The 18,218-nt window shown below is 31.6% G+C and carries 18 protein-coding genes; 13 read left to right on the top strand and 5 right to left on the bottom strand.

Annotation, left to right across the window (positions count from 1 at the left end; translation table 11 throughout):
- Positions 1-82: 82 nt before the first annotated feature.
- The gene (locus AM499_RS06985; protein ID WP_053589526.1) at positions 83-358 is read right to left on the bottom strand and encodes a hypothetical protein; all 276 of its coding nucleotides are present in this window, start codon (positions 356-358) and stop codon (positions 83-85) included.
- Positions 359-737: 379 nt separating this feature from the next.
- On the opposite strand from AM499_RS06985, the gene AM499_RS06980 reads away from it, so the two are divergent.
- The 7 genes from AM499_RS06980 to AM499_RS06950 all read left to right on the top strand — a co-directional run bounded on the left by AM499_RS06980 (position 738) and on the right by AM499_RS06950 (position 6,662).
- Positions 738-1,082 carry an ArsR/SmtB family transcription factor gene (locus AM499_RS06980; protein WP_053589525.1) on the top strand — a complete coding sequence of 115 codons (345 nt, stop codon included), beginning with the start codon at positions 738-740 and terminating at the stop codon, positions 1,080-1,082.
- A 14-nt stretch (positions 1,083-1,096) separates the two neighbouring features.
- Positions 1,097-2,392 carry an arsenic transporter gene (locus AM499_RS06975; protein ID WP_053589524.1) on the top strand — a complete coding sequence of 432 codons (1,296 nt, stop codon included), beginning with the start codon at positions 1,097-1,099 and terminating at the stop codon, positions 2,390-2,392.
- A 101-nt stretch (positions 2,393-2,493) separates the two neighbouring features.
- Positions 2,494-2,913, top strand: a complete 420-nt coding sequence (gene arsC / locus AM499_RS06970) for an arsenate reductase (thioredoxin) (protein ID WP_053589523.1) — start codon at positions 2,494-2,496, stop codon at positions 2,911-2,913.
- 129 nt (positions 2,914-3,042) lie between these two features.
- Complete coding sequence (locus tag AM499_RS22000) at positions 3,043-3,321, top strand: hypothetical protein (protein WP_053589522.1); 279 nt, start codon at positions 3,043-3,045, stop codon at positions 3,319-3,321.
- 404 nt (positions 3,322-3,725) lie between these two features.
- Positions 3,726-4,763: a serine hydrolase domain-containing protein gene (locus AM499_RS06960; RefSeq protein ID WP_053589521.1), complete on the top strand. Its 1,038-nt coding sequence runs from the start codon at positions 3,726-3,728 to the stop codon at positions 4,761-4,763.
- Between the two features lie 22 nt (positions 4,764-4,785).
- A complete protein-coding gene (locus tag AM499_RS06955) occupies positions 4,786-5,199 on the top strand; it encodes a GNAT family N-acetyltransferase (RefSeq protein WP_053589520.1) in 414 nt (137 codons plus the stop codon).
- Between the two features lie 401 nt (positions 5,200-5,600).
- On the top strand, positions 5,601-6,662 hold the full coding sequence (locus tag AM499_RS06950; RefSeq protein WP_053589519.1) for a flavin-containing monooxygenase: 1,062 nt from the start codon (positions 5,601-5,603) through the stop codon (positions 6,660-6,662).
- Between the two features lie 125 nt (positions 6,663-6,787).
- Here AM499_RS06950 and AM499_RS06945 read toward each other — a convergent pair whose 3' ends face one another.
- Positions 6,788-7,297, bottom strand: coding sequence for a GNAT family N-acetyltransferase (locus tag AM499_RS06945; RefSeq protein ID WP_053589518.1), 510 nt, complete (start codon positions 7,295-7,297; stop codon positions 6,788-6,790).
- 106 nt (positions 7,298-7,403) lie between these two features.
- On the opposite strand from AM499_RS06945, the gene AM499_RS06940 reads away from it, so the two are divergent.
- The 3 genes from AM499_RS06940 to AM499_RS06930 all read left to right on the top strand — a co-directional run bounded on the left by AM499_RS06940 (position 7,404) and on the right by AM499_RS06930 (position 9,571).
- A complete protein-coding gene (locus AM499_RS06940) occupies positions 7,404-7,850 on the top strand; it encodes a MarR family winged helix-turn-helix transcriptional regulator (RefSeq protein ID WP_053589517.1) in 447 nt (148 codons plus the stop codon).
- A gap of 104 nt (positions 7,851-7,954) precedes the next feature.
- Positions 7,955-9,334, top strand: coding sequence for an NAD(P)-binding domain-containing protein (locus tag AM499_RS06935; RefSeq protein ID WP_053589516.1), 1,380 nt, complete (start codon positions 7,955-7,957; stop codon positions 9,332-9,334).
- 12 nt (positions 9,335-9,346) lie between these two features.
- Positions 9,347-9,571, top strand: a complete 225-nt coding sequence (locus AM499_RS06930) for a hypothetical protein (RefSeq protein ID WP_053589515.1) — start codon at positions 9,347-9,349, stop codon at positions 9,569-9,571.
- A 1,340-nt stretch (positions 9,572-10,911) separates the two neighbouring features.
- On the opposite strand, the gene AM499_RS06920 is transcribed toward AM499_RS06930, so the two are convergent.
- From AM499_RS06920 to AM499_RS06910, 3 genes are read right to left on the bottom strand one after another with little or no spacing between them, the layout of a single operon-like run.
- Positions 10,912-11,865 carry a tyrosine-type recombinase/integrase gene (locus AM499_RS06920; protein ID WP_053589513.1) on the bottom strand — a complete coding sequence of 318 codons (954 nt, stop codon included), beginning with the start codon at positions 11,863-11,865 and terminating at the stop codon, positions 10,912-10,914.
- Positions 11,862-12,986, bottom strand: a complete 1,125-nt coding sequence (locus AM499_RS06915; protein ID WP_053589512.1) for a tyrosine-type recombinase/integrase — start codon at positions 12,984-12,986, stop codon at positions 11,862-11,864. The genes AM499_RS06920 and AM499_RS06915 overlap by 4 nt, the downstream gene beginning before the upstream one ends.
- A gap of 14 nt (positions 12,987-13,000) precedes the next feature.
- On the bottom strand, positions 13,001-14,488 hold the full coding sequence (locus AM499_RS06910) for a tyrosine-type recombinase/integrase (protein WP_053589511.1): 1,488 nt from the start codon (positions 14,486-14,488) through the stop codon (positions 13,001-13,003).
- Positions 14,489-14,812: 324 nt separating this feature from the next.
- On the opposite strand from AM499_RS06910, the gene AM499_RS06905 reads away from it, so the two are divergent.
- From AM499_RS06905 to AM499_RS06895, 3 genes are all read left to right on the top strand, one after another.
- A complete protein-coding gene (locus AM499_RS06905) occupies positions 14,813-15,610 on the top strand; it encodes a hypothetical protein (protein ID WP_053589510.1) in 798 nt (265 codons plus the stop codon).
- 162 nt (positions 15,611-15,772) lie between these two features.
- Complete coding sequence (locus tag AM499_RS06900) at positions 15,773-16,897, top strand: tyrosine-type recombinase/integrase (RefSeq protein WP_053589509.1); 1,125 nt, start codon at positions 15,773-15,775, stop codon at positions 16,895-16,897.
- A 737-nt stretch (positions 16,898-17,634) separates the two neighbouring features.
- Positions 17,635-18,180, top strand: a complete 546-nt coding sequence (locus AM499_RS06895) for a hypothetical protein (RefSeq protein ID WP_053589508.1) — start codon at positions 17,635-17,637, stop codon at positions 18,178-18,180.
- Positions 18,181-18,218 lie beyond the last annotated feature (38 nt).

Genomic DNA, 18,218 nt, shown 5'->3' with positions numbered 1-18,218 from the left:
AAAAAATGTTAATTGTATTCAATTTAAGACTATTACATAAAAAAAGGCTTGAGGTTTTTAATTACCAAAGGCTTTTTGTATTTTAGTAAAGGGTAGGAGTAGGATAACAGGCAACAGCATCTATAAATCTTGGGTCAATTCCGTAGAATTGCCAGAAGGTACCGTTCCATCTATATCCAGATACTTCACCATATTCCACACGAGTTGGGTAGAACCAGTATTGGTCCCCATTTAAAAGCCATACATACGTGTTTTGATATAAACAGTCAATTATATAGGATACTGAAGGTTTTGGTGGTATGAAAGGTGGGGGAGGGGATTGTGGTGCCATTGTTCCCTCGGGCTGGAAAAAACCCATTGTGTTTCACTCCTTTAATTTTGATTCTCAACATTATATGTTGAAAAGAAGTAAAAGGATTATTTAACTGGACATGTGCATAACAAAAGAGTCATAGAAAAATAAGGCAGAGCCTTCAGGTTGACTATATAGAGTTAATAGGTGAATCAAGAAATATGCCCATTTTTTCAAAAATAAAGGTAAGGCTGGGGCAAGCAATCTTTAAGGATTAATCTCCCATAAGTGCTAATCATACAGGGCATAACAGTCTGTATGCACCGAGATCATTGGAGTAATGATCCAATTTCTGTTAGAAGTATGGTTGCAAATCGAATATAAGTACATTATTATATAAGTAAATCGTTATATACTAATGAATACAATGAGAGGAGGTACTTTCGTGGAAAAATCAACGATTGAAATAGAAAAGGCAGCAACAATATTAAAACTGTTAGGTGATAAAACAAGACTTACAATGCTTAAAATGCTTGATACTCATGATTATTGTGTATGTGAATTTGTTGAAATATTTAAGGTTAGTCAGCCTGCCATTAGTCAGCACGTACGGAAGTTAAAAGATGCTGGATTGGTACGGGAAACTAGAAGGGGTCAATGGATTATGTATTCATTGAACAAAGAAAGTGAAGTTTTTTCAATGGTTCAAAGCTTAATTCATCATCTTCCAAACCAAGATTTTAAACTACAAGAATTAGAAGCACAGGGATTACGTATCTCGTGTGATTAATGGAGGTTAGCACTTTGTCGCCAATTATTTTAGCTTCAATTATTTTCATAGTAACGCTTGTTTTCGTTATTTGGCAGCCAAAAGGTTTGAACATAGGTTGGTCTGCCTGTGGAGGAGCAGTTATTGCCTTATTAGTAGGTGTTGTAGATTTTAATGATGTAATGGAAGTAGTAGACATCACTTGGAATGCAACATTATCCTTTATTGCAATAATCCTTATATCTCTAATTTTAGACGAGATTGGATTATTTGAATGGGCAGCATTACATATGGCAAGGGCTGCAAAAAGTAATGGTATTAAAATGTTCATTTATATAAGTATTTTAGGAGCAATTGTTGCTGCATTTTTCGCCAATGATGGAGCAGCATTAATATTAACACCAATTGTCCTAGCAATGGTACGTAATTTGAATTTCCAAGAAAAAATGATTTTTCCATTCATTATGGCGAGTGGATTTATAGCGGATACAACATCGCTACCATTCGTGGTAAGTAACCTAGTTAACATTGTATCAGCGGATTTCTTTAATATTGGCTTCGTGGAATATGCTTCGAGAATGATTATTCCTAATATATTTTCACTGATAGCAACTATTAGTGTTTTACTATTTTATTTTAGAAAAAGCATTCCAAGGACATATGATTTATCTAAACTACGAGAACCAAAAGAAGCAATTAAAGATATAAAAATGTTTCACCTTTCATGGTATGTTCTTGCTATATTGGTTGTTGGTTACTTTAGTAGTGAATTCATCAACATTCCTGTTTCAATTGTTGCTGGAATTATAGCAATTTTCTTTATAATAATGGCAAGAAGAAGTAACGTCGTTGACACAAAAACTGTTATAAAAGGAGCTCCATGGAATATTGTGTTTTTTTCCATTGGTATGTATGTTGTCGTATACGGATTAGGAAATGCAGGACTAACGAATGCATTAGCTGGCGTAATTGAAGTGGCTGCAGAACAAGGGTTATTCGTGGCTACGATGTCAATGGGATTCATTGCTGCCTTCCTATCCTCCCTTATGAATAACATGCCAACCGTTATGATAGATGCTTTAGCAATTGCAGAAACAAATACTTCTGGAACTATCCGTGAAGCACTTATTTATGCCAATATCATTGGATCTGATTTAGGTCCAAAAATTACACCGATTGGTTCACTTGCAACATTAGTTTGGCTTCATGTTTTATCTCAAAAAGGCGTAAAAATCTCGTGGGGCACTTATTTTAAAACTGGAATTATCCTAACAATTCCAATCCTATTCCTTACACTTCTAGGTTTATATATTTCATTATTATTTTTCTAATGGAGAGAAATTGATTAACCATCTTTATACCGATAATAGCAGAACAGTAATATAAATTTTGAAAATTATTTAAAGCATAGTACAAAGGAGACTACTTAGAAATGACTAAAAAAACAATTTACTTTTTATGCACAGGAAATTCATGCAGAAGCCAAATGGCAGAAGCTTGGGGAAAAAAATACTTAGGCGATGAGTGGGAGGTTCTAAGTGCAGGAATTGAAGCACATGGCTTGAATCCTAATGCTGTTAAAGCGATGAATGAGGTTGGAATTGACATTTCTGATCAAACTTCAGATATCATTGATATGGAAACATTAAATAATGCGGATTTTGTAGTTACACTTTGTGGGGACGCTGCGGATAAATGTCCAATGACACCAACTCATGTGAAACGGGATCATTGGGGCTTTGACGACCCTGCTAAAGCACAAGGAACTGATGAAGAAAAATGGTCTACCTTCCAACGAGTTCGTGATGAAATTGGAGAAAGAATCAAGCATTTTTCTGACACCGGCAAATAATATAACAGAACCAAGAGAAAATTCTCTTGGTTCTCTTTTCACTAGAATTCAATATCTACTTAAACTAAAGAGGCAGATTAGTTGAATAAGAAACCAACTTAGGGAACACTAAAATGAGGTGTTGAACTAATGAAAAGATACATTACTTTTATAATGGCATTTCTTCTAGTTATTATTCATAATAACGCTAGGGCAGAAAATGAAGGATATGATATTGTTGCAAAATCAAATAAAGAGAATATAACCTTATATGCTAAAAAAATGAATGATTTATATTATGATTTCAAACTAGATTTCAAGGGGGAGGTTTACTCTAGACCTTTTTGGATAAACGTAGCTAATAATATTACTTATGCCCCACAAATATTTTACGAAGACATTAAAACCTTTAGAAGTAAAAACTACTAACTTATTTCAAGACATTTCTTTTGGAAGTTCTATTAAGTATGAAGTAATAGACCAACTCCTTACTGCTACAATCTCAGCTCAAATTTCTCCAGCTGGCTTTGTTGGTCAACTTGAAATTGTGTATGAATATCGTGACAAAATGTATCAAGCAAAATCAATTGAATTTCAACCTTCACCCGATTTATAAATTATTCTTATTCAACTAACGAATGCTTTTGTAAAAATAGACCATTTTTCGATGGTCTATTTTTATGTGGAAAATATTAAGTAGATTTCGGTGATCCAGTATGAAATGTTACACTTGAACTAACGCAGCATGAAGAAAAATTAATTTTTCAAATAGTTATAATAGAACATATATTCGTGTTATAATTTATTTCATAATACTAACAAGGGGGATAATTGTGAAATTAAAGAACATTAACATTGAAGAACGAATGAAACATTATAATGTCCCAGGTTTAAGTATCACATTGCTTGAGGGCTGTAAAATTAGTGGAACAGAAAATTATGGCTTATTAGAAGTGGAAAGCAATAGAAAAGTAAATGAAGATTCTAGTTTTAGTGCGTGTTCGATTAGTAAGTTCTTAACAGGGATGCTTGCTATGAAGTTAGTAGAGGAAGGACTTTTTAATTTAGATATTGATGCAAATGAAAGTCTTGTATCGTGGAAAGTGCCAGTAAATGATTTTACTAAAAATAAAAAAGTTACATTGAGAAACTTACTAAGTCATCAGTCTGGAATTAAAGACCCTGAAGGTAGTTTTTTTGAACTGAATTCCAATATAGGGATTCCTTCGATGGTTGAAATATTTGAGGGGAAAACTCCTTACTGTAAAGTTCCTATTGACGTGAAGTGCGAACCAGAGAGTGAATTCCACTACTCAGATGCAGGTTTTTGTATCATTCAGCAACTGATAGAAGATGTTACGGAAAAACCGTTTCATCAAGTTATGAATGAGCAAATATTTGAACCATTAGGAATGGCAAATAGCCAATTCCATACAACAATGTTAGAAGTGGATAGACAAAATGTTTCTTGTGGTCATAACAAAAACGGTGAATTAGTAGAGGGGAAATATCCTATATATCCTTATCCTGCTGCATCTGGTTTATGGACAACTTCTTTGGATTTAGCTGCATTAGTTCTAGAGTTAATGAATGCTGTAAAAGGTGAAAGCAAGGTTGGCATTTCGGAAAGTTTAGCAAAGGGGATGATAACCCCACAAAGAGGTAAAAGTTGGACTGGATTAGGAATGTTTCTTGAGGGCTCTGAAAAAGAATTAGAAATTACCTCTCTCGGTTGGGGTGTGGGATTTCAATGTATGATGGTGGCGTTTCCGTATTTAGGGAAAGGTGCGGTCATAATGACGAATGCAGAATTGGGTGTTCATCAATTGGAAGGTATTATAGGAGAAATATATAAATCTCTTTTGTCTTAAAAAGCGGTAATGGGAGAGAAATATGCAGATAGCCTTAGCAAATCCAACTCATATATCTGAAGTTGTGTCGTTCTTCAACGAAAATTTAGACCGCAATAACAGTGCGGTTTATTCTGAAGAGTTTTTATGTCCTCTTGGAGTTATAGCAGCCATAAGAAGAAAGCAAATGATAGTGGCAATAGTAGAAGGTCAAGTAGTAGGGGCATTTCGGTTTTACCGAAAAAAAACACAAAAAAAAATATCTTTATACCAATTTGCGATTAGTGAAATTTATCGCGGTCAAGGGTTATTAAAAAAGATGTTAAAAACGATAAATGATGTACCTATCATTTCACTATGTCCGACTGATACCTATTTAAATGATTATTATTATAAATCAGGATGGTATTTACAAGAACAAAATGAGGAATTTAATATGTGGATTTTTAATGACTGAATACGGTTTTTCTTTTATCAATAGGTAGTATAGTCATTATCTTCTTCAACTAACGAGTGCTTTAGTAAATAACGGACAGGGAATTACAATGAGCTTGGAGATATATTTCCCAGCTCATTTCTATTAATTTTAATTGTAAATACATCCAATCAATCTTATTATTTATAACGAATTATTGTATAATGCAAATAAATGAAGTATAAATATCTTAAGAGAAAAATTGATAGCATAGTTATTTTTAAATAGATATTAGTTTAAAGCCCTGTAATAAATAAAAATATCGCTCACCTGCCTCTTTACACTATATCAAATTATTTTAAAATAACACCATTGCTCAAATGTTATACATTAATTCTCTTTTAAATTACTTGTAAAATACAAATAAAAAGGAGAGTGTCTATGTGAAAGGTATATTAGATTCTATTGTCATTGGAGGAGGGCAAGCAGGTCTTGCTTCTGGCTATCATTTACAGAAAAAAGGGTTACGATATCTAATTTTGGAAGCAGGCAATCAGGTAGGTGGTTCGTGGCCACGTTATTACGATAGCCTTAAACTATTCTCACCGGCAGTATATTCCTCAATGCCAGGTATGAAATTCCCAGGAGAACAAGATCGTTATCCGAGGAGAGATGAGGTAGTTCGTTATTTACAAGAATACAAGAGGAGATTTCAATTAAAAGTTGAAACCAACCAACGTGTTGAATCTGTTGAAAAAGATAGAGAAGGATTTACGATTCGTACGATGATAGGGGATACATTTCATTCACGAACTATCATTAATGCAACTGGCTCGTTTAACAATTCATTCATACCAAATATAGCTGGGCAGGATGCATTTAAAGGTCTAACTCTTCACTCCTCCGAATACAGAAATTCAGAGCCATTTATAAATCAAAGAGTTGTTGTTGTGGGGCGTGGTAATTCTGCTATTCAAATTGCAGTTGAGCTAGCAGAGGTGAGTCAAGTGTCCTTAGCTGTATTACGACCTGTACAGTTTGTTAAACAACGTGTATTGGGCATGGATTTGCATTTTTGGATAAAACTAATCGGTTTTGATACCTTTCCATTTTGGAGGTTTAGAAAAACTGGACCAAGTTCAAGCGCTGTGAACGATACAGGCCAATACAAACAGCAATTAGCTGAAGGAAAACCAGATCAACATCAAATGTTTATTTCTTTTTATGAAGATGGCGTTATATGGCCAAACGGAATAAAAGAAGCGGTTGATACAGTAATATACGCTACGGGATTCAGACCACAGTTTCCATATCTTCAAGCCATTGGAGCATTGGATGTGGAAGGAAAGCCGTCACATGTAGCGGGAATAAGCGAAGTTCCCGGTCTCTATTATGTGGGGATGGAAGGGCAACGTTCCTTTGCTTCTGCCACCTTAAGAGGGGTGGGGAAAGACGCGCAGTATGTTGTGAAAAAGTTATTGCATTATCTTGATCGTTTAAATTAAATTGCAAAGTGTTCTATTCTGGAGTTATTAAACTAAAAAAAGAATCCATTTAAGTTAGCCCATAATGGATTCTTTTCTTTTAATTCAGCAGAAATTCTTATACTTTATTGGTTTGTGAAAATAACTTAATAATTTTCTTCTAATCCGACTAAATTGCTTCTTCTCTCTAATAATACATTATCTCTCCATTTACCATTTAATTTCCCTATTTTTTCTCGTATTCCTACTTCTCTAAAACCATTTTTCTTGTGTAAATAAACGCTGCTATTATTTTCCCTAAAAATTGAAGCCTGTAAAGTCCAGTAACCTTGCTCTTCAGATAGAGTAATCAAATTTTTCAAGAGGAAATTACCAACACCTTTGCCTTGTGCAATAGGATGAACATAGACACTAACTTCGCCTACTCCTGCATAAGCCAAACGATCTGAAATCGGTGTAATTTTGCACCAACCTAAAACTTTATTTTCGTCATGTGCAATTAGAATACAATTAGGATGAGCTTTTATGACCCATTGTTCATAAGTGGTGGGGGCTTTGGTTTCAAATGTAGCTAAACCTGTGGAAATCCCAGCTTCATAAATATATTTAATTTCATCCCAATCATCCTTTTTAGCATTTCTAACCAAAATAGTCATGTCCGATTCCCCCAATTTAAATAATAAAAAGTATTTAATGAAATTTTAAAGTTATTTGTTGCACATTGCAAGTAAATGTTGTATATATTATATAAGAGGTGAAAACATGGAAAACAAACGTGAACTATTTCAATTGCTTACTCGTAGGTTTGGACTTCTTAATAAAAATTGTTGTTCAATCGGAGCCGTGGAAATATCATCCGTACAAAGTCACATTCTTTATGAAATAGATAAACAAACATCACCATCCATGCAACAAATTGCTGAAACGATAGCAATGGATATAACGACTTTTAGTCGACAAATCCAGACACTCATAAAAATGGAATTAGTAAAGAAAACTCCTTCCTCAACTGACAAAAGAGTATATATTTTATCTCTTACAGTACAAGGGAAATTTGTAGCTACAACCATTGACGAATCGATGAATGCTTATTTAGAGGAAGTATTCTCCCATATGAACGAATTTGAAAGAGAAACCGTAATTCGTTCTATTAAATTACTAAATCAAGCTATGTCCAAATCAAGCGTTTGCTGTACACCTCTACTTTAAGCAAGAGTAAGTCTTGCTTAAAAAAATATACATTACTTGCAAAATGCAATTAATAAACAATTTAATATTTGGTAATACAACTAAAAATTTATGGAGGTAAGAGAATGAATAACATTGAACTGAAACAAGTAAACACTGGGGGATGCTGCGCACCCGCTGCAAAAACAAATGTAGATGTAACAACATCTTCAAACAAGGAATTACCAATAGCTATTATAGGTGCCGGCCCTGTAGGTTTAGCAACTGCTGCCCATCTAGCTAATAAAGGTGAACGGTTTATTCTACTGGAGTCAGGTGATAGTGTTGGTAGCAATATTCTAAACTGGGGACATGTGCGGTTATTTTCACCATGGCAATACAACATCGATAAGATAGCTAAAAAAACTCTAGAAAATCATGGTTGGATTGCACCTGTTTTAGATCAACTTCCATTAGGAAGTGAATTAGTAAACAAGTATTTAAACCCGTTAGCAAATTTACCTGAAATACACCCTTTTTTATCACTGAATACAAGAGTTGTTTCGATTAGTAAAAAAGGGTTAGATAAAATGAAGACTGCAAATCGTGAAAATTCGGCCTTTGTTATATACATTGAACAGAATGGGATGTCAAAAAGAATAGAAGCAAGGGCAATCATAGATGCTACAGGAACTTGGTCACAACCAAATCCAATAAATGCTGATAGTATTTGGACAAAAGAAGAAAGAGAATTAAAACAACACATTTATTATGGAATTCCTGATATTAAGGGAGAGCATAAGGAAAGATACAAAGGCAAAAAAGTTGCAGTTGTAGGTGGCGGTCATTCAGCCATTAACACAATTTTAGAATTATCACAGTTAAATGATGAAGTGGAAATTACTTGGATAATGAGAAAGAAAAACGTAAAAGATGCGTACGGCGGAGAAGATAAAGATGCTCTTGAAGCAAGAGGTGAATTAGGTAGTCGCATACATCAATTGGTTGATGCTGGTCATGTAAAAGTCTATTCTCCTTTTCTTATTCACCAATTAACTAAGACAAACGATGGAATCGGAATTGCTGGGGAATCAGAAGGCAGTGCAGTAACAATTTCTCCAGTTGATGAAATCATTGCAAATACAGGCAGCCGTCCAGACTTTTCATTTATAAGAGAAATCAGACTTAGTATAGATACTGCTACAGAGAGCGTGGAAGAACTTGCTCCATTAATTGATCCCAACCTTCACAGTTGCGGAACAGTACGACCTCATGGTGAAGAGGTATTAAGACAGCCAGAAAAAGACTTCTATATAGTTGGAATGAAAAGTTATGGTCGAGCTCCAACATTCTTAATGGCTACCGGTTATGAGCAAGTGAGATCTATTGTGGCTCATCTTTCGGGTGACATTGAATCAGCTAAAAAGGTTGAACTTGATCTACCGGAAACTGGTGTATGTAGTATTAATTTAACTCCACAAAGTTCTTCTCAATCATGTTGCGGAACGGAAGCGTCTAAATGTTAGGGGTGAAGCTATTTGACTGTAAATAATGGGTCTAATTTGTCTAAAGAATATTTTATTTCTTATCTAAAACTGGTTATGGAAGCTAGATCTTATTCTTTAGAACAAGCAAAAACCTATATGTTCAACAACTTTTTTAAAAGTAGTAAAGAAGTGTACGGAAAAGAAAGTTACTGTAATTTTTTATTAGCTATTGAAAAATTAAAGGAAGGAAGAGTTTTACAGTCAATTCAAAGTTAAAAAGAAAGCTCTTAGATTATTAGAAGAGAAACAACACCTTTCATATTCTAGATGGGGGTGTTGTTTACATTTAACAATGGGGAAAATTCACAGTCAAGTTTAAATATTCTTTTATTATACAAACGAACGTTCGAGTGATGAAAAGGAAAGGAGGGAGCAAGTATATGTAAAAAATATATTCAATTTGAATTGCTTTTTAAACGAGATGGACTATTTGATAAAATTAGTGATCACCAATTAAAAATCTATACTAAGCGAAGTCGGGTATTCGTAATGCTATCGGAACATTTGAATTATATAGATGAACAAATTAAAGTTCAAATACCACTAAATGAGATAATTATCTATATTTAATTTAAAATAATTTATTGTTTTTTTATTTTCAATATCATTTTTGACCTGAACCTGAACCTGAACCTGGACATGAAGGACATGAAAGTCATGGCATTCTAGTTTTAATTTTCTCTTTAGTGATAATCTAATTAAAAGCCCAGATATTCTTGTCTAAAATGTTTCGACATCAAAGGGGTAGTATATGAACGTTCGAATGTTAAAATAAATTTTAGTTTACATAATATAAATTAAGGGTTAACAAAAATCGACTTATTTTTAACTTCCTATAATTATTTGAGCGGGGAACAGAATTATACGATGCGTCATTGGGAGTTATGTTTGTTACCATAACTCTTTTTATTATTTCTTTATATAGTTTTTTTAATCATTTTTTACAATATTTTTTTAAATATCTTTACTTCTATTTATCATTTAACTCCTTATTTATATATGACTCACCTAAACAAGTAATTGTATTAAAAATATACTTTGATTTTGAACAGTTAGATTTTGATTTAATTAGTTATGAAAGATTAGGAAATTTTGGACAAGGTGATAGAATAGACAAATTATCTCAATCGGTTTGAGAAAATTGAATTTGTGTATAGTACTTATCCAATTGTTATTCAGAGAAAGTTTGGTTCTCTTAATTTAGTTAGCTTAGCTAAATTATATTATGACTAAAAATTATTACTAAGCTTGCAGCAATACAACTTAGTTTTTCATCAGATAATTTTTGATAAACAACTAGTTTTAGTTTTCCTCTGGTTTTTTCCTAATTCAAATATTTTATAAATTAGAAATTTATGTTAGTATTATTTTATCTTGACCTGTTCCTCTCAGGTTATCTGTTCCTCACAGAAAATTGACTATTCCTCTTTAGTCAGATTGGATGTACCCAAAAATCCCTAATAAATAATACTCTTCGTTAAAAGTATTAGAAAAAAGTCACTTCTGTGGAATTAATGTAAGTAATCACAAACTTCAAATGAATATAAATACTCCAATTAATCTTCTACCTCTGTATCTGATGCATTTTCATTTACTAAGGTATTGAATTGTCTCATTGGGGGTAAATATCTAAGTGTGGTAGCAATTGAAACGTGTCTTAGTTGCCTTTGGATTATGGAGATGTCAATCCCAGCTGTTTGCATAAGGTAAGCCGTTGTATGTCTAAATGTGTGAGTGGAAACATTTCTAGTTATTCCTGCATCTTGTGAGATTTTTTTAATTAAATTATTTAATTTATCATAACTTAACATTTTTGAATCTTTGAAAAAGATAAGTTGGTTTCCGTTTTTTGACCACTCCTTAAAAGTAGGGTGTGATAGGTAACGGTTAAGCTCATTTTTGAGTGAGGTTGGCATATAAACTACGTTGGCAGATTTTTTTTGCCCTCGATCAACTATGATTACACCTCTTTCAAAACAAATTTGATCTAGACAAATATATCTAACTTCTCTATTTCGTAATCCTGTTGTCATCATTAAAAGTAATAAAGTATAGTCTTGTCTAAAAAAGGGATCATTTTTTAATGCAGCTCTTAAAACATTTTTGCATTCATTAATTGACAAAGATCGATCTACTAATTTTCTCTCATAGTAATTATTTTTATAATAAGCCATAGGATTAGATTTAATTTTATTCATACTTTTTAGGAATCCGAAGAAATTTCTCAGGTATACGATATTATCATATAAAATATGATTGCTAGCACTTAGCTCATCTCTCAAGTAATCAAGATAATTATCAATAAACTCTTTATCAATAGGAGCATACTCATTAGACTCTTCAAAGAAGAAAAAATTATCAAAATCTAAATCTCCTTGGTAACCACAGTTACTCAAGTATTGTTCAAATTTCTTTAGCTCTACAGTGTACGTACGAATTGAAATAGGCTTTAGGTAAGAATATTTCTCCCATGATTTATAATATTCTGAATCCAGTAATATTTGTTTCATAATTCATTGCTGATCCTTTTTTGTATTTTTATTTTTTCTTCTTGAGCAAATGGATGCTTTTCTATCGCTTCAACCAATTGATTATCAAATAGTTTTAAATAAACAGATGTAGAGTTTATTGATTCATGACCTAGAAGTTTGGATAATGTATAAATATCAATACCAGAATCTAATCCAAAAATAGCAAAACAATGCCTTAGAGTATGAACACTGTAACGGTTTTTCTCATTTTGTGGTATTGAACTTGCTTTATCAATTAATTTCTTCATCATATGTTGTATGGTTCTTTTATTTATTGCAGTACTACCATTAGTTGTTGAAAAAATGTACAGATTTTTATATTTAGTTTCGGTCAGACTACTATATAAATAATCGTACTTGAATTTTATATAATCTAATAAAATGAGCAGAGCGATCCGACTGATTTTCCTTTCCATTTTATTACCCTCATGCCCTTTTGGTATAACTTTTATTGTTTGAGTATTCGCATCAATATCTTTAATCTGAAGATTTATCAGTTCATTTAAACGAATTCCTGTTCCTAAAAAGGTCCATAGGATAGTGTAGTTTCGAAGTTCATTACTAAAAAGTTGAGACAAGCCAATAATTTCAGCTAGTTGAACCTTTGTAAATGCTCTTGGCAAGTTGTCACTTGTCCATTTTAACTTTAAAACTTCTTTAATAGATGTTATATCTTGGTTTAAGAACTGTTTAAATACACATCTAAAAAAAGAACGAAGGAATGCAGACTTCTTTGCTTTAGTATTAGAAGATTTAAAGGCACGTAAATATTTTACTAATACTATTGGCTCTGCAGAATTTTGGAGAGTTACATTTTTTTTAAGTTCTTTTGTGACGAATGATTTGAATTGCTCTAATTCTGATGCATATGTTTCCTTAGATGATTTGCTTAATCTAAGAAATGATGAACTAGAATGGTAAAATTCGATAGCTTCTTCTAAAGTTGCATTTTCTTTTATATTTACTTTAGATACTTCTTTAGCAAGTCCCATTTCATTGACAATACGTTCAAGTAATTCGGGACCATAATTACTTAGAATCATCTGGAGTTCAACTCTAGCATTGTTGATAGGGGATCCTTCTGGTTTTCTGATGGGCATAATCATTTACTCCTTTAAAAATAATTAAGATTATTTATTGCATTATTTAAAGAATTATTATTTCGATGGATATATAAACTTGTTGTTTCTGTTCGAACGTGTCGGCTTAATGCCTGAATGATCTGTGGTGGAAGATTAGGAAATAGAGATAATTTAGTTATATACAGATGACGAAATATATGAACACCGCCTGGGAAGTCCCAGTCTAGAACAAAGCTTATCAATTTGTAATAATGATACAAGTTAGCTTTGAATGATAAAGGTTTATCACAAAAAAGATATTTTTCATTGAGATTAGTAATGGAATTTAAATCATCTAACAACGGCTTGGGTAAGGGGAGAATATCATATTTACCGCCTTTTCCTCTACAAGATACAGTTTGAGTAGCTAAATTAATATTTGATATCTCTAAAAATGCAACTTCTTTTATTCTGAGCCCTAAATAAAGCATTAATTTGTAGGCTATCTGAAATTTTATAGGATCAGGTGTATAAATCATCACTGCATTGAAAAAATCAGATAAATGTTTATTACTTGGTAAATCACGGTATTTATAATTTTCGTATTTAATTCCATTTAAATCACTAGTAATATTTTGTGGCAGCAGTTTCATCTGATATAAAGATGCAAACAGGGAACGAATATTATAGAATGTATCACTTATGGTGTGCTTTTTATAAAAACCTTCCTTAGATTGTCTTATTAGAAATTCTTTATACGCTTCTAGATGATTCTTAGTAATCAAATGAATCGGGATGGAATTTATACAATAACTTTCAAACTCATAATAAACAGAAATTAACCAATTAAAAAAATTAAGATAATCTCGTTTTCTTCTTCTTAGATGTTCTTTAGTAATACATTTACTTAGTTCGTCTAAGTGGCGAATTAAGAGAACGTGATTAAATTTCTCAGATTTTTTAACTGGATTTAAGGAACACAATTTATCTTCGTATGGAAAAATCTGTTGGTAAATTATCCTAAGCTGTTTAATCTTAAAATTTGGTAATTTCTTTTTTGAAACAAATTCCGTGAAAAGACTTATGTCATACAAATCAGAATCATTGATGTTTGAAGGTGCCTTATTTAGGCAAAATGAACAATGTTCAAGAAATTCACTTACTAGTTTGTAATGAAGAAAAAAGGTCTTAGGATCAATTTGCTTTTTTGCCTTCAAATAATTAATTAGTGTATTAGGTCCAATTGAATTTAGTACTTTTTGTAGGATTAATTCGTTTATTCCAACAGGACCTATATATTCGTAATGTTGGTGCTTTTTCCACTCTATTTGATATAACGTGTTCAATATGACTACCATACTTTCTGTTGAATAGGACTTAATATCAGTGTAGCTAGAAGGTGGAGAATTTATACTTTTTTGTGACAAATTTGTCATGGAAGAAGCATTCCATGAAAGATCTTTCATATTTCTTTCAAAATTACTATCGAATATATAATTAATAAACTCTTGATTTTTACTAAAATTGTTTCTATTGGACATTATTGTATAACTCCTTTTCGTTGTGAAATTATTAAAAAACATGGATGTTAAATACTAAGGAAAATCAATCTGAATTCTTTTTTATCCCTATTCCTATCAAAATTGAAAGGGGGTGGGGTGAATGAATAATATTTTTTTCTTTGATACAATTGTGCTCAATTATGACAAACAATCAAACGTATGCCCCACATATAGTCTTTTTGTCAGCGAGGATATGGAGATATATATTAGAAAGCACCATTATTGTGGTGGATTTTAGACCAAACTTGGTCTAAAGTAGTTCTGAAACATGGACACTTTATATGATATTACTGGTGATAAATAATGCCGAAAAAACCAGTAACTAATGAAAGTGCTCTATATTTAATGAATGAAGTGAATAAATTCTTAGATAGCAAAATCACAGAACATGAATTTGTGGAAAAGCATGATAAAAGAGGCAAAGTAGTCACGTGGCCGGAATCGGTCTGGCTATATCTAAATAATCGTCAACTTTTTTCAAAGTTACTTTATAAGCTTAGTGCTACAAATCGTAGAATGGCTTTATTTCAATCGATGAGATTTACTCAAGACGAACTGATGAAACTTTTAGAATGTGGAAAATCGACCATAACTGATTTGCTACATCCTTCAACTCGAAGAATTGGAGTTGAAACATTAGCTTTGTTTGGAATAATTCATCGCGTTCCATTTTCTTGGGTAAAAAAAGATCAAGTGATCAATAAATGGGATAGTCATAACTTTGATCACTTAGATGATCGTAATCAAAATAATAAAAACGATGTAGACAGATTTAAAGAAAAAATTATTTTTACTTCTGAGAGGAGAATTCAGGGGGATGTCGTAAACATACAAGGTAATCTTTTATATTTGAGAATAGAAAATAGGAGCAATATAGTAATTGTAGATTTAGTAAATCCAAACACTAGGAATGAACAATCTCTATTAAGTATTTTTGAACAAAATGATTATCAATGGGTAAGTTTTTTATATCCATCTGTTGTACCCTATTATTACTTCAAGATATTTGTCGGGTATAATGATGAAGATATCAAGGATTCACTTATTAAAAATGAATTTCCTTTTGTAAATCCAATCTATAAAATTCAATATAATAAATAAGATTAAAGGGAGACCATCATTTGGTTTCCCTTTTGTTTTTTTACTAGGGCTGTTAATACCAAAGAAATTAATTTTACCCCAATTGTGGGGGAAGAGTTTGAAAGTTGTACGTAATAGAAAAAATGAAGGAAAAAATATAAGAATAAAGGAGGACAAAATTAATTGAATAGTATATCGGATGAAATTTTAATACATCCTACAAGTTTATTTAGAGAGTCTTTACATTTGATGAAGCCGTTTAGGAATTGGTCTGAAACTACCTTTCAAAGTTACCTTAATGATGTACATGCATATGAAAAATATTGTCTAAATCAAAAAATTGAACCTACACTTGGACAAACAAAATTACATTTCATTCAGAAATGGATTAAAGATCAAGGGGAAGAAAAGATTTCATATGCAACAATAAAAAGGCGAATAGCAAGTTTATCTAGTATAACGGAATTTTATAAAGATTTAGGAGTCATCCATTCAAATGTCTTCAAAGCCATCAGTGTTCCTGTAGGTGCTACAGAGTATCATTCACCAATCATGAATTTTGAACAATTGGTAGAAGTTCATCAAGTTATAAATACTTTTAAACAAGAAAATATTGATGTTGAATTAACTGTTAAAGTTATGCTTTATACAGGACTTCGCAATGAGGCTTTAACAAAACTGAAGGTGAAAAATGTATTGTATGAGCAGGAGCTATTACATTATGAATCAGGGATTGTTAATAGCAAGCATAAAGTTCAATTTTTCCCATTACCACCTCGTTTATTAACTCTATTAAAACAACATATACAGAATTACCAGTTAATACCTGAGGATTCTCTATTGTTTGGATTGAAAGGACTTCCCCTTCAGAATAAACAATTAAATCGCATCACGGATAAGATTTGTGATTATCTAGACTGGAAAGGAGCAGAACGTGTGACACCTCACGGATTCAGAGCAACGATTGCAAGTCTCCTGGATGAGAGGGGGGTCAATATTTCAGATATAAAATATCTTCTTGGTCACAGTAATAAAGATACTGTCAATTATTACTTACGAAGAGATAAACATAAGATAGAACGTCTGCGAATAGAGTTAAATAAAATTGAGGAGGAGATTTCCGAAGCCTTAGAAAACAAAAATTTGAATGAAGATAGAAATAGGGAAGTGTCTACTAAAAATATCTATGAATCAAACGAAATAAAAAATTTGGAAAAAATACACTTATCGGAAGAAGAAATTTTAAGATTGTTGGATAAACATCCCAAAATTGCTCTAAAACTAATAGAAAAAAATTTACTCTATTAATAATTTCATTAAAGGATAAGAATTCTAAATTTCCGATTTTTAAAGGATGGAAAAAAGAACTTTTATTGTTCTCAATTGTATTATTTTGGTATAAATGTTTAGTTAATTTATGAATTTTAGTGAGTTAACAATAAAATTACTCTTGCTATTTATAGTAAGAGCCTTTTTTGTGAATAGCTAAATATTCCTTTTTATCAATAATTAATTTGAAAAAAACTTATAACACACGTTAGAGTTTTTTTAAAGGCACATATTAGTGTTAATTGATTCTTTCCATATTTCAATTGCTAATCTTAAATTAACGATTTAAGTAGAAGTTATCAAAAAGAAAGAAAAAGTAGAATGACTTTCCCCAGTAGTGAAACATCAAAACTAGAACCATCTCTTTAAGAATTTGTGAAAAGTAATATTCGTGCAACTGCTAAGGAAATGGATGATAAAATAACAAAGTTTGGTGAAGATGAAATTGATTTTATAATAATGCTTCTTCGGTATTATAATAGTAATTATGGAACAATAGCCGATAAATCAATCAATACTTAGATAAGAGTTGAACCACAGTTCTAATACCTTGTTGTAATTAATATCCAAATAGATACGTGATACCCCTAAATTTTAAAAAGTTCCCCTACCATATCACTTTTTTCACGCACATAAAATTTCCTTCTTTATCCTGTAAATGTAAAATACCTATGGTAATATATAATTATATATGATAAAAAGGTAGGTTATTAGAAGTGAAAAAAGAGGATTGGATTGAGATATTAAGCACTATGAATAATAGAGATTGGACAGATTGGATGATGATAGGAGTATCTGTAATATCACCGATTATAGTTCTTGTTTCCGTTATATATGTTGCAAAAACTGCCAAAATTACCAAGGAAGCAACAGATTTAAATTATAAAATGTATATAGAACAAAAAGAAGAAAGAGAAAAGAGTTTTTTACCAATTTTTAAAGTTTCAAATTTCATAAGTAGAAGGGACTTTATATCATTTGAAATTATTAATCATAATACAAATAAAATAGTGGTTACTAATTATGGTGTGGAAGAATCTATTGAATCCTTTGATCATCAGGAGTATAGAGAAAGTTCTATAAGTATAAGTGTTATTGATGACTTTGAGAATAAAGATTACTTTAAACTGTGGCTATATTATACGACCTTAGATCACAGAAATTATTGCTCAGAAATTATCTTTAAAATTGTAGAACAAGAATTTGCTGAAGAATTAATTATATATTCTAATAAAACTACAAATAAGTATTATGAGGTTTAATCTTTTCTAAATAAGTTGTTAAAAAATAATCAGTGTGG

This window comes from Bacillus sp. FJAT-22090, from assembly GCF_001278755.1.
GTDB lineage: Bacteria > Bacillota > Bacilli > Bacillales_A > Planococcaceae > Psychrobacillus.
Note: the sequence above shows the minus strand (reverse complement) of the source record. Positions and strands in the feature narration are given on the sequence as shown.

Coding starts and splice junctions, on each gene's coding strand:
- AM499_RS06910 (WP_053589511.1), bottom strand. CDS start 14,488: ATGTCCAATAGAAACAATTTTAGTAAAAATCAAGAGTTTATTAATTAT.
- AM499_RS22000 (WP_053589522.1), top strand. CDS start 3,043: ATGAAAAGATACATTACTTTTATAATGGCATTTCTTCTAGTTATTATT.
- AM499_RS06940 (WP_053589517.1), top strand. CDS start 7,404: ATGGAAAACAAACGTGAACTATTTCAATTGCTTACTCGTAGGTTTGGA.
- AM499_RS06945 (WP_053589518.1), bottom strand. CDS start 7,297: ATGACTATTTTGGTTAGAAATGCTAAAAAGGATGATTGGGATGAAATT.
- AM499_RS06935 (WP_053589516.1), top strand. CDS start 7,955: ATGAATAACATTGAACTGAAACAAGTAAACACTGGGGGATGCTGCGCA.
- AM499_RS06985 (WP_053589526.1), bottom strand. CDS start 358: ATGGGTTTTTTCCAGCCCGAGGGAACAATGGCACCACAATCCCCTCCC.
- AM499_RS06920 (WP_053589513.1), bottom strand. CDS start 11,865: ATGAAACAAATATTACTGGATTCAGAATATTATAAATCATGGGAGAAA.
- arsC (WP_053589523.1), top strand. CDS start 2,494: ATGACTAAAAAAACAATTTACTTTTTATGCACAGGAAATTCATGCAGA.
- AM499_RS06915 (WP_053589512.1), bottom strand. CDS start 12,986: ATGCCCATCAGAAAACCAGAAGGATCCCCTATCAACAATGCTAGAGTT.
- AM499_RS06955 (WP_053589520.1), top strand. CDS start 4,786: ATGCAGATAGCCTTAGCAAATCCAACTCATATATCTGAAGTTGTGTCG.
- AM499_RS06905 (WP_053589510.1), top strand. CDS start 14,813: ATGCCGAAAAAACCAGTAACTAATGAAAGTGCTCTATATTTAATGAAT.